General features: G+C 71.9%; 12 protein-coding genes. 3 read left to right on the top strand and 9 right to left on the bottom strand.

Going from position 1 to position 11,536, the window contains the following annotated elements:
• The first annotated feature begins 81 nt into the window (after nt 1–81).
• On the top strand, nt 82–528 hold the full coding sequence (locus tag OG435_RS24910; protein WP_266879885.1) for a DoxX family membrane protein: 447 nt from the start codon (nt 82–84) through the stop codon (nt 526–528).
• A 16-nt stretch (nt 529–544) separates the two neighbouring features.
• On the opposite strand, the gene OG435_RS24905 is transcribed toward OG435_RS24910, so the two are convergent.
• From OG435_RS24905 to OG435_RS24895, 3 genes are read right to left on the bottom strand one after another with little or no spacing between them, the layout of a single operon-like run.
• Nucleotides 545–1,153 carry an HD domain-containing protein gene (locus tag OG435_RS24905; RefSeq protein ID WP_266879883.1) on the bottom strand — a complete coding sequence of 203 codons (609 nt, stop codon included), beginning with the start codon at nt 1,151–1,153 and terminating at the stop codon, nt 545–547.
• 6 nt (nt 1,154–1,159) lie between these two features.
• Nucleotides 1,160–2,467, bottom strand: coding sequence for a cytosine deaminase (gene codA / locus OG435_RS24900; RefSeq protein ID WP_266879881.1), 1,308 nt, complete (start codon nt 2,465–2,467; stop codon nt 1,160–1,162).
• A 38-nt stretch (nt 2,468–2,505) separates the two neighbouring features.
• Nucleotides 2,506–2,673, bottom strand: a complete 168-nt coding sequence (locus tag OG435_RS24895; protein ID WP_266879879.1) for a hypothetical protein — start codon at nt 2,671–2,673, stop codon at nt 2,506–2,508.
• A 109-nt stretch (nt 2,674–2,782) separates the two neighbouring features.
• On the opposite strand from OG435_RS24895, the gene OG435_RS24890 reads away from it, so the two are divergent.
• Both OG435_RS24890 and OG435_RS24885 read left to right on the top strand, forming a co-directional pair.
• Nucleotides 2,783–4,603 carry a S9 family peptidase gene (locus OG435_RS24890; protein WP_266879877.1) on the top strand — a complete coding sequence of 607 codons (1,821 nt, stop codon included), beginning with the start codon at nt 2,783–2,785 and terminating at the stop codon, nt 4,601–4,603.
• Between the two features lie 43 nt (nt 4,604–4,646).
• Nucleotides 4,647–5,468 carry an SURF1 family protein gene (locus OG435_RS24885; RefSeq protein WP_266879875.1) on the top strand — a complete coding sequence of 274 codons (822 nt, stop codon included), beginning with the start codon at nt 4,647–4,649 and terminating at the stop codon, nt 5,466–5,468.
• Nucleotides 5,469–5,509: 41 nt separating this feature from the next.
• On the opposite strand, the gene OG435_RS24880 is transcribed toward OG435_RS24885, so the two are convergent.
• From OG435_RS24880 to recR, 6 genes are all read right to left on the bottom strand, one after another.
• Nucleotides 5,510–6,790 (bottom strand): hypothetical protein, encoded by a 1,281-nt coding sequence (locus OG435_RS24880; protein ID WP_266879874.1) that lies wholly within the window; start codon nt 6,788–6,790, stop codon nt 5,510–5,512.
• Nucleotides 6,787–7,611, bottom strand: a complete 825-nt coding sequence (locus tag OG435_RS24875; RefSeq protein WP_430625679.1) for a SigE family RNA polymerase sigma factor — start codon at nt 7,609–7,611, stop codon at nt 6,787–6,789. The genes OG435_RS24880 and OG435_RS24875 overlap by 4 nt, the downstream gene beginning before the upstream one ends.
• A gap of 159 nt (nt 7,612–7,770) precedes the next feature.
• Nucleotides 7,771–8,865, bottom strand: a complete 1,095-nt coding sequence (locus tag OG435_RS24870) for an aspartate-semialdehyde dehydrogenase (RefSeq protein WP_266879872.1) — start codon at nt 8,863–8,865, stop codon at nt 7,771–7,773.
• Nucleotides 8,862–10,139 carry an aspartate kinase gene (locus tag OG435_RS24865; protein WP_266879870.1) on the bottom strand — a complete coding sequence of 426 codons (1,278 nt, stop codon included), beginning with the start codon at nt 10,137–10,139 and terminating at the stop codon, nt 8,862–8,864. The genes OG435_RS24870 and OG435_RS24865 overlap by 4 nt, the downstream gene beginning before the upstream one ends.
• Nucleotides 10,140–10,282: 143 nt before the next feature.
• Entirely contained in the window at nt 10,283–10,930 is a 648-nt protein-coding gene (locus OG435_RS24860; RefSeq protein WP_266879868.1) for a DUF5063 domain-containing protein, read from the bottom strand.
• Complete coding sequence (recR, locus tag OG435_RS24855; protein WP_266879866.1) at nt 10,923–11,522, bottom strand: recombination mediator RecR; 600 nt, start codon at nt 11,520–11,522, stop codon at nt 10,923–10,925. Before recR ends, OG435_RS24860 begins: the two co-directional genes overlap by 8 nt.
• Nucleotides 11,523–11,536: the final 14 nt, after the last annotated feature.

Below are 11,536 nucleotides of genomic sequence, written 5' to 3'. Positions count from 1 at the left end.
ACCCCTTGCCACACCCCTCCCCTTCCCTCGAAACTGACACATCGTCAGATCATTGCGAGGGAACGAGGAAGGGAACCGAGGATGCAGACCATCTGGCTCGGCGGGCCCGAATGGGTCGCCGTTCTGCGGATCGGGCTCGGGCTGTGGTGGCTGGAGAGCTGGCGGCACAAGGACAAGAAGGACTGGTTCGGCGGCGGCGGCATCCGCTGGGCCGCCGGCGTGGCCGAGAAGCACCGCTGGGGGTTCGTCACGCGCGGCTTCGACGTCGTCGTGAAGCCCTACCCGCGCTTCATGGCCTACCTCGTCGCCTACGCCGAACTGGCCCTGGGCCTCGGCCTCATCGTGGGATTCCTGACCCCGATAGCCCTGCTCGCCGGACTGCTGCTCAACCTGGTCTACCTGATCCTGATGATCCACGACTGGGGCGAGCAGGGGCAGAACCTGATGATGGCCCTGATCTCGGGGGTCGCCTTCTTCGCCATGGGCTGGCAGGTCTGGTCCCTGGACAACGCCCTGGGGCTCTTCTGAGCCCCAGGGGCCCCGGTCAAGCCCCCAGGGGGCCCCGGTCGAGCGGGTTCGCCGCGATGCGCTCCTTCGCGCCGCTCGCCACGTAGGCCGCCGCCGCGCACTGCGGCTTGCGCGCGGCCTGGTCGCTGACCAGCGCGAAGAAGGCGTCGCCGAAGCCGAGGCGCGGGTACTCCGTGAGCAGCGCGGCCGTGAACACGGGGTCGGCGTCCAGGACGCCGACCCCGGAGACGTCCGCGGTCGTACCGATCTGGAGCAGGTGGCTCTCCACGTCCTCGGCGGCCGTGACGTCCTCGCGCATGTGCCGCACGATGATCTCCTCGGCGCGCGCCCGCCGCTCCGCGGGCCAGCCCAGCCCCGCCGTCAGCACGCGCGCGACGTGGCCGCCCGCCTCCTCGAAGGGCAGGGTGTGGCTGTCGAAGGGCGCGGTCAGCCCGAGGTCGTGCACCAGCGCGCTGACGTAGAAGAGCTCGCTGTCGTACGAGAGCCCGTGCCGGTCCGCGTACTCGGCCCCGAAGGCGTACGACCGGACGGAGTGGTTGAGCAGCGCCGCGTCCGTGTACTCGGAGGCGACCTCCAGCGCGGCCCGGGCCGACGGAGTGTCAAGAGTCCATGTCGCAAAGGTCATGGACGGTCACAGTAGGCGAACGCGGAAGTCCACCTCCGAGGGGCCCTCCTCGCCCGGCCAGGCCAGCAGCCGGGCCGGAGCCGCCGGGGTTTCGGCGAGGACGGTGCCGCGCGAGACCACGTAGCGGGGGCGGACCTGGCGGCGGACGGCCTCGGTGGGCGATTCGGCCGGCAGCAGCACGAAGGAGGCCGGGTTGCCCTGGCGAACCCCGTACTCCGAGGGCGAGAGGCCGAGCACGCGCGCGGCGCGCTCGGTCACCATCTCGAAGGCCACCGGGATCTCGTCCGCTCCCGTGAGCTGGGCGGCGTAGATCCCGACGAGCGCGGTCTGCAGCGGGTTGCCGGTGCCGAGCGCGTTCCAGGGGTCCATCACGTCGTCGTGGCCGAAGGCCACATTGACCCCCGCCCCCAGCATCTCCTTGACCTGGGTGAGGCCGCGCCGCTTGGGGTAGGCGTCGAAGCGGCCCTGGAGGTTGAGGTTGGCGAAGGGGTTCGAGACGAGGTTGATCCCGGAGCGGGACAGCAGGCGCTGGAGTTTGAAGCTGTACGCGCCGCCGTAGGAGCCCATCGCCGTCGTGTGGGAGGCGGTGACGTGCCCGCGCAGCCCCGAGCGCAGGGCGTGGGCGGCCAGTACCTCCACGAAGCGGGACTGCTCGTCGTCGATCTCGTCGCAGTGCGCGTCCACGCGCAGCCCCTGCTCCTCGGCGAGCCGGAAGGCGACGGCCAGCGAGGCCACCCCGTCCTCCCGGGTGTCCTCGAAGTGCGGGATGGCCCCGACCACGTCGGCCCCGCGCCGGATGGCCTCGCGCAGCAGTTTCTCGCCGCCGGGGAAGGAGACGATGCCCTCCTGCGGGAAGGCGACGATCTGCAGGGTCATGACGTCCCGGACCCGGTCCCGGACCTCCAGCAGCGCGTCGAGCGCGGTCAGCTCCGGATCGGTGACGTCGCAGTGGGTGCGCACGTGCAGGACGCCCTGCGCCGCCTGCCAGCGCAGCACCTCGGTGGCCCGCGCGATCACGTCCTCGCGGGTCAGGGTCTTCTTGCGCTCGCTCCAGCAGGCGATGCCCTCCCAGAGGGTCCCCGAGACGTTGGGGCGCGGATCTCCGGCGGTCAGGGCCGTGTCGAGGTGGATGTGCGGCTCGACGAAGGGCGCGCTGAGCAGCCCGCCGTGCGCCTCGATCAGCACCCCCGTCGCCGGGGGCTCCTTCTGGTCGTCGTACGGGAGCACGCGCGCGATCCGCCCGTCCTCCGCGACCTCGACGTCGTGCAGGCCTTCGCTGTGCAGCAGCCGGGCGCCCCGGACGATCATCCGCATGGCGCCACCCTACGGCTCACCGGCGGCTCGCCTCCGGGTCAACCCCGCTTGGCCTGGGCCTTCTGCTGCATGCCCCGGGTCTTCGCGGACACCGACTGGATGTCGCGGACGGCGGCCTTGGCGCGCGCCTCCGCCGCGGTGTTCTTCGCCAGCGCACGCTCCGAGTCGTGGTGGGACGTCTTGCCCGTACGCGCCTTCTTCGCCATGACCGCTGCTCCTCGCCTCGGCGGATCCGTACGCACACCACCCTGCGCCCGTTCGGCCCCCTCGGCATCTCGGGGGACGGGCCGCGGCCGATCCGGTTACATGGGGTGCATGACTGACGCCACCGCCGACACGAACGCCACCGACGGCACTGCCGCGCCCGACTGGGAGAAGCGCTTCCGGGCCCCGCGCGTGGGACTGCCCGAATGGGCCGAGGACGCGCCCGACCGCTCGCTCTTCGTCTCCAACGCCACCGGGACCTACGAGCTCTACACCTGGGACCGTGCCACCGGCGCCCAGCGGCAGGCCACCGACCGGCCGAACGGCACCACCGACGGCACCCTCTCCCCCGACGGCGCGTGGGTGTGGTGGTTCTCCGACACCGACGGCGACGAGTTCGGCACCTGGGTCCGCCAGCCCTTCGCGGGCGGCCCCGACGAGCCGGCCACCCCCGGGCTGGAGGCCTCGTACCCCGCCGGGCTGGCCATCGGGCGCGACGGGACGGCCGTCGTGGGGCGCTCCACCGACGAGGACGGGACCACGATCCACGTGGTGCGGCCCGACGGGACGGAGCCGGCCGTGGTCTACCGGCACCGCGAGTCGGCCGGCGTAGGCGACCTGTCCCGGGACGGGACCCTGCTCGCCGTCGAGCACACCGAGCACGGCGACGCGATGCACTCGGCCCTGCGTGTGATCACCCTGGACGGCGAAACGGTCGCCGAGCTCGACGACTCCAAGGGCGGCACCGAGGAGCTGGGCCTCATGGTGCTCGGCTTCGCGCCCGTCGCGGGCGACACCCGGCTGCTGGTCGGCCACCAGCGGCGCGGCCGGTGGGAGCCGATGGTGTGGGACGTGGCCGCGGGCACCGAGGAGGGCCTGGCCGTCGACCTGCCGGGCGACGTGGGCGCCGAGTGGTACCCCGACGGGTCCGCGCTGCTGATCGAGCACGGCTACGAGGCGCGCAGCGAACTGTTCCGCTACGACCTGGCCGCGCGGGAGCTGCTGCGGCTGGACACCCCGCCGGGGACGGTGTCGGGGGCGACGGCGCGGCCCGACGGGTCGGTGGAGTACCAGTGGTCCTCCGCGGCCGAGCCCTCCGTCATCCGGTCGACCGCGGGCGGGGTCGTGCTCGACCCGCCCGGTTTCCGGCCGCCGGGCTCCGTACCGGTCGAGGACGTGTGGGTCGAGGGCCCCGGCGGGCGGATCCACGCCCTCGCGCAGCGTCCCGCCGGCCACGGCGACGGCCCCTTCCCCACCGTCTTCGAGATCCACGGCGGGCCCACCTGGCACGACAGCGACGCCTTCGCCGCGACCCCGGCGGCCTGGCTCGACCACGGTTTCGCCGTGGTCCGGGTCAACTACCGCGGTTCGACCGGCTACGGCCGCGAGTGGACCGACGCCCTGAAGCACCGGGTCGGCCTGATCGAGCTGGAGGACGTCGAAGCCGTACGGGAATGGGCGGTGGCCTCCGGCCTCGCCGACCCGGCGCGCCTGGTGCTCTCCGGCGGCTCCTGGGGCGGCTACCTGACGCTTCTGGGCCTCGGCATGCACCCGGACGCCTGGGCGGTGGGGCTGGCGGCCGTACCGGTCGCCGACTACGTGACGGCGTACCACGACGAGATGGAGGCGCTGAAGTCCCTGGACCGCACCCTCTTCGGCGGTACCCCGGAGGAGGTCCCGGCGCGCTTCGAGGCCTCCTCGCCGCTGACGTACGTGGACGCGGTGAAGGCCCCCGTGCACATCGCGGCGGGCCTCAACGACCCGCGCTGCCCCATCCAGCAGATCGAGAACTACGTGGACCGGCTGGCGGCGCGCGGGGCGGAGCACGAGGTGTACCGCTACGACGCCGGGCACGGCTCGCTCGTCGTGGAGGAGCGGATCAAGCAGGTCCGGATGGAGATCGACTTCGCGCTGAAGCACCTGCCGCGCTAGCCCCGGCAACGGCGGACCGGTGCACCCCCCGTACGGTGGTGGGGTGCACCGGTTTCTCCTGACCCCGCGCTGGTGGGGGATCAACGTCTTCGTCGCGCTCGGCGTTCCCTTCTGCCTGTTCATGGGGACCTGGCAGCTCGGCCGGTTCGAGGACCGCGTCGACACCCACAAGGAGGCGACCAGCGCACGCCCCGCCGACCAGGCGGCCGCGCCGCTGGAGTCGCTGCTCCCCGTGGACAAGCGGACCTCGGGACGGCTCGCCTCGGTCTCCGGGGAGTACGCCGACCAGCTCCTCGTCCCCGAGCGGCGGCTCGACGGGAAGTCCGGCTTCTACGTCCTGACCCTGCTCAAGACCGACACCGGCAAGGCCGTACCCGTGGTCCGGGGCTGGCTGCCCGGCAGCGCCGACGCGGGCCGGGCCCCGGCCCCGCCGACCGGCCGGGTCGAGGTGACGGGGGCGCTCCAGGCCTCGGAGAACTCCACCAGCAAGGGCGTGTACTCCTCGGGCGGACTGCCGGCCGGGCAGCTCGGCGTGATCGGGGCCGCCTCGCTCGTCAACATCGTGCCGTACGGCCTGTACGACGCCTGGCTGACCGTGCAGAGCCCCTCCGACGGGATGACCCCCGTGCCGGCGCAGGCTCCGGTCAACACCGGGCTCGACCTGAAGGCCTTCCAGAACCTGGGCTACACCGGCGAGTGGTTCGTCTTCGCCGCGTTCGTGCTCTTCATGTGGTTCCGGCTGTACCGGCGCGAGGTGGAGACCCTGCGCGACACGGAGGCGGGCCTGCTCGCCGAAGCCCCGGCGGAGCGGGACCCGGCGGAGCCGGCCGCGGCCGGGGCGGGGTCCGGGTCCGCTCAGGCGTAGCGTCTCCGGGGCCCGGTCCGGGTTCCCGTCCCCGTACGGGGCTACCTGAGCGGGATGACGCCCGTCCGGTACACCGTTCCGCCGCACGCCTCGGCGATGGTCGTCTGCGTCGTCGGACCGTCCGGCCCCGAGGTGTTGGGCGTGTGGGAGACCACGGCACCGAGCGGCGGAACCTCCGCCTGGACCTGACCCGTGCCGGTCCCGGCGCCCGGGGCGCCCGCGGTGCCCCCCTCCGTCGCGTTGCCCCCCTCGCCGTTCGCACCGGGGCAGCCGCCCTCCGGCGGCACCCACGCGAAGCGGACCTCGTACGAGGCGTTCGGCGCGAGCACCAGCTTCAGGGTCTCCACCGACGGGTCGGGGAGCAGCCCGGTCGCGGCATCGCCCGTGACGTGGTTGACGACCGCGACCCCGGCGCCGCCATCGCTGGCCGGGGAAGCCGTCAGGCTTTCCGGACCGCGGACGGTGCACCCCTTCGCGGACACGTTGGTGACCCTGAAACTGCCGTAGACCTTGCCGCCGGCCGACGGGGCCCGGGTGCTGCCCTCCACCCCGACCTGGCTCTGGGTGCAGTTGGGCACGTCCGAGGACGCGGGCGGGGGCAGCGCGCCGCCCCCGACGGCGCCGGTGGCGCCGCTTCCGGGGGTCGCGCGGGGCGGGGTGACGCCCGGCCCGCCGGTGCTCGGGAAGTCGCCGGGCGTGCTCGGCGAGGCGCTGGCGCCGTTCTCCCCGTCCTTGTTCTTGTCCTTGTCCTTGCCGGAGGACCGCTTGGGCTTCGGGCGGGCGGAGCCGTTCTGGTGCAGACCGGACCCGTCCTGCGCGGTGCCGCCGGTCTGGCCGTGTCCCGCCGTGATGGCGCTGCCGGAGTTCCCGCCCGCCCCGGAGGTCATGTACAGGCCCACCGGCACCGAGCCGCCCAGCACCACCACGGCCGCCGCCGCGGCGACGAGGATCCGGTGGTTGCGTACCCGACGCGCGGGGACCGCGTGCCGCAGCCGGTCCAGCGCGTCGCCGGAGGGCTCGATCCCACCGACGACCCCGCGCAGCAGAACGCGCAGCGCGTCCTCCTCGTCCACGGGCTCGGAGGCGGTGGGCTCGGAGGCGGTGGGCTTGACCACGGACAGCTTGGCGGGGGCGGGCTCAGTGGCGCCCCGCTCGGTGACCGCCGTGTCCGGCGATTCCGCCGTGTCCGGCGTCTTCGCCGCCGCCTTCGGCTTGCCGAACACGAGTTCCCGCAGGGCCTCCGGGCCCCCCGCAGCGGATCCGTCGGCCGGGCCGGACAGCTCCCGGTCTTCGCCGCCGTTCGTCTTGCGGTCCTCACTCATGACTGCGCAGCCTCCATCGCCACCCGCAGCGCGGCAATGCCCCGCGATCCGTACGCCTTGACCGAACCGAGCGATATGCCGAGGGTCTCGGCGACCTGGCTTTCCGTCATGTCAGAGAAGTAGCGCAACGACAGCACCTCGCGCTGGCGTCGCTGGAGACCGCGCATCGCCTTGATGAGATCGTCCCGTTCCAGCAGGTCGTACGCGCCTTCCTCGGCGCTCGCCATGTCCGGCATCGGCTTCGACAGAAGCTTCAGGCCGAGGATGCGGCGGCGCAGGGCGGAGCGCGAGAGGTTGACGACGGTCTGGCGCAGGTAGGCCAGGGTCTTGTCCCGGTCCCGGACCTTCCTGCGGGCCGAGTGGACGCGGATGAAGGCCTCCTGGACGACGTCCTCGCAGGAGGCGGTGTCGTTGAGGAGCAGCGCGGCGAGGCCCAGGAGCGAGCGGTAGTGCGCCTGGTAGGTCTCCGTGAGGTGATCGACCGTGGTCCCCTGGACCACCTCGGCCACCTCGGCCACCGCGACCGGTTCAGCCACCGCGACCTGCTCGGCCGGCTCGGCCCGCTTCGTGCTGCCGGTGTCCTCCGCGCTGTCGCGCGGCCCGGGCACGCGGCCTTCCTTGGCCGGTCCGGACGTACGGACGCCGGGCGAGGGCGCGGCGGGCACCCCAGGCAGCAGGGGACCTCCGGACGCCGTGTCGGCGGGCGGAACGGGAACGATCACCGGGAACCCACCGGGCGTACGGGACCGCAGACGCGACGGGATCGGGATCGTCCCGGTGCGCGCCGCGATGACGGGGAGTTCGAGCAATGCTTCTGCCACGCCAGTTGGACTCGCGTCCCCCCGTGAGGGTTGTACGCGCACGGCAGATTCATCGGCGGGATTCTCATCGTCTTCTTGCGTAGCCGCACACCCGGACGCGCGTCGTCTTACGACGACAGCCGTCGGGCCGTCACCTCGATCAAGGTCTTAACGATGATCCTACAAACTGAAGGAGCTAAATCCAGCCGCAATAAGCTCCGCATTTTGTGTGGCATTCAGCGCAGCACCCTGGCGGAGGTTGTCCGCGCAGACGAAGAACTCCAGCGCGCGCGGGTCGTCGAGCGAGCGCCGCACCCGCCCCACCCAGGCCGGATCCGTTCCCGCGGCGTCCGAGGGGGTCGGGAACTCCCCCGCGGCCGGATCGTCCACCAGGACGACTCCCGGCGCCGATTCCAGGATCTCCCGGGCGTGCACCGCCTCGACGGCGCCCTCGAACCGGGCCCGTACGGTCAGCGAGTGCCCGGTCAGTACGGGTACCTGTACGCAGGTCACGGACACCGGCAGCTCCGCCAGGTCCAGGATCCGGCGCACTTGCGCCCGTACGGCCAGCTCGTGCGAGGACCAGCCGTCCTCGCGCAACTCACCGGACCACGGCAGCACGTTGAGCGCGAGCGGACCCGCGAAGGGTCCGGTGTCCTCGCCCACGGCCCGGCGCACGTCCCCGGGCTGCTCCCCCAGGGAGCTGCCGGCGACGAGGGACAGCTGGCGGCGCAGCGCCTCCGAGCCGGCCCGGCCGGCCGCGCTGGCGGCCTGGTAGGTGGAGACGGCCAGCTCGGTCAGCGCGTACTCGGCGTGCAGCGCGCCCAGCGCCGCGATCATCGCGGCGGTCACGCAGTCGGGCCCGGCGACGATCCCGCGCGGCCGGATCCGGGCCGCGTGCCCGTTCACCTCGGGCACCACCAGCGGCACGTCGGGGTCCTCGCGGAAGGCCGCGGACTGGTCCACCACGACGGTTCCCCGCGCGGTGACGACGGGGGCCCACCGGGCCGAGACCTCGGCCGGGGTCAGGAAGAGCGCGATGTCCCCCACCCCGAGGCCGTCGAAGGCGTCTTCGGTGAGGGCGAGCACCTCGGTCTCCGTACCGCGCACGGTCAGCCTGCGGCCGGCCGAGCGTGAGGAGGCGATCAGGCGCACGTCGCCCCAGACGTCGGCCCGCTGGGACAGCATCTGGAGCAGGACGGAGCCGACGGCTCCGGTCGCCCCGACCACGGCGAGCGCCGGAGCCGGGCCCGACCGGGCCGCGGGCTGGTTCAACGTCCCGTGCCGCCGTAGACGACGGCTTCGTCGCCGTTGTCGGAGTCGAGTCCGAAGGCCGTGTGCACGGCGCGGACGGCCTCGTTGACGTCGTCCTGGCGGGTCACGACCGAGATCCGGATCTCCGAGGTGGAGATCAGCTCGATGTTGACGCCCGCGTCGGACAGCGCCTGGAAGAACGAGGCGGTGACGCCCGGGTTGGTCTTCATGCCCGCGCCGACCAGGGAGATCTTGCCGATCTGGTCGTCGTAGCGCAGGGAGTCGAAGCCGATGGTGCCCTTCGCCTTCTCCAGGGCGTCGATGGCCTTGTGGCCCTCGGCCTTGGGGAGGGTGAAGGAGATGTCCGTGAGGCCCGTGGAGGCCGCGGACACGTTCTGCACGATCATGTCGATGTTGATCTCGGCGTCCGCGATGGCGCGGAAGATGGCCGCGGCCTCACCCGGCTTGTCCGGGACGCCGACGACCGTGATCTTGGCTTCGGAGACGTCGTGAGCGACTCCGGAGATGATGGCGTGCTCCACCGGCTCGTCCCCTTGCGGATTCTCGTTGCTGACCCAGGTGCCCGGCAGTCCCGAGAAGGACGAGCGGACGTGGATCGGAATGTTGTAGCGGCGCGCGTACTCGACGCAGCGGTGCAGCAGCACCTTGGAGCCGGAGGCCGCGAGCTCCAGCATGTCCTCGGAGTTGATCCAGTCGATCTTCCGGGCCTTCTTCACGACGCGGGGGTCCGCGGTGAAGACGCCGTCGACATCGGTGTAGATCTCGCAGACCTCGGCGTCCAGCGCCGCGGCGAGCGCGACGGCGGTCGTGTCCGAGCCGCCCCGGCCGAGGGTGGTGATGTCCTTGCTGTCCGCCGACACGCCCTGGAAGCCGGCGACGATGGCGATGTTGCCCTCGTCCAGCGCGGTGCGGATACGGCCCGGCGTGACATCGATGATGCGCGCTTTGTTGTGGACCGAGTCGGTGATGACGCCTGCCTGGCTACCGGTGAACGACTGGGCCTCGTGGCCCAGGTTTTTGATCGCCATGGCCAGCAGGGCCATGGAGATCCGCTCTCCGGCGGTCAGCAGCATGTCGAATTCGCGTCCGGCAGGCATCGGGGACACCTGCTCGGCGAGATCGATCAGCTCGTCCGTCGTGTCGCCCATCGCGGAAACCACGACGACCACTTGGTGGCCGTTCTTCTTGGCATCCACGATCCGCTTGGCGACACGCTTGATGCCTTCGGCATCGGCTACGGAGGAGCCTCCGTACTTCTGCACGACAAGGCCCACGTGCGCTCCTCGCTCAGTCCGTCTCATTTCTGGTGCAGTCTAACGAGCGACCGGGATCCGACCGCTTCGTACCACATCATGAGACGAAAAGATCACAAGACGGGTTCCCCCGCCGATGGGATTTCTGCCGGACTCAGGCGACGTCACCGCCGGCCGAGTTGGCCCAGCTCCTCCGCCATGACCTGACCGGCCTGCTCCGCGAGCTCGTCCTCCGCCAGGTCCTCGTCCGTGTCCAGCCCGTCCAGGGCGGCCAGCGGCTGGTCGAGGCGGACGTGCGCGATCAGCGACTGGAGGGCGCGCAGCGTGGCCGACGCCGTGGGACCCCAGTTGGTGAAGTACGAGAACTGCCACCACCACAGCGCCTCGGTGATCCGGCCCGCCTGGTGGTGGATGAGGCCGTGCCGCAGGTCGGCGACCATGTCGGCCAGGTCGTCGGAAATCCGGTGCGGGACCGGGGCCTTGCGGGGCTCGTAGGGGTCGAAGACCTCCGAGTAGACGTCGACCGGCTCCAGCATCACCGAGAACCGCTCGCGCAGGTCCTCGACGTCCGGCTCCGGGCCCAGGTCGGGCTCGTAGCGCTCGTCGGGCAGGACGTCCTGGTACGCGCCCAGCCGGCCGCCCGCCAGCAGCAGCTGGGACACCTCCAGGAGGAGGAAGGGCACGGCGCTGTCCGGGTCCTCGCCCTTGGCCACCTCGGTGACCGCGACGATGAAGGACTCGATCTGGTCCGCGATCGAAGCCGCGAAATCGTCCGGATCCAGTCCCAGGGCGTGCAGCGTTGCGTCAGACATCGAGAAGTCGCCTTCCTTCAAAGGCCCGCCCCAGCGTGACCTCGTCCGCGTACTCCAGATCTCCCCCGACGGGGAGCCCGCTGGCCAGGCGGGTGACCTTGAGGCCCATGGGCTTCATCATGCGGGCGAGGTAGGTGGCGGTCGCCTCGCCCTCCAGGTTCGGGTCTGTCGCGATGATCAGCTCGGTGACCGATCCGTCCGCGAGCCGCGCCAGCAGCTCCCGGATGCGCAGATCGTCCGGTCCGACGCCCTCGATCGGGCTGATCGCGCCGCCGAGGACGTGATAGCGCCCCCGGAACTCGCGGGTCCGCTCGATCGCGACGACGTCCTTCGACTCCTCGACCACACAGATGACCGTCAGGTCCCGGCGCGGATCGCGGCAGATGTTGCACCGCTCCTCCTGCGCCACGTTCCCGCACACCGAGCAGAACCGGACCTTGTCCTTGACCTCCAGCAGCGCGTGCGCGAGGCGGCGGACGTCCGTGGGCTCGGCCTGCAGGATGTGGAAGGCGATCCGCTGCGCGCTCTTGGGCCCGACGCCGGGCAGCCTGCCCAGTTCGTCGATCAGGTCCTGGACCACGCCTTCGTACAACGGACTGCCTTCTT

The organism is Streptomyces sp. NBC_01264 (assembly GCF_026340675.1).
Taxonomy (GTDB): domain Bacteria; phylum Actinomycetota; class Actinomycetes; order Streptomycetales; family Streptomycetaceae; genus Streptomyces.
The sequence above is the reverse complement of the archived record's forward strand: the minus strand, read 5'-3'. Positions and strand labels throughout refer to the sequence as shown.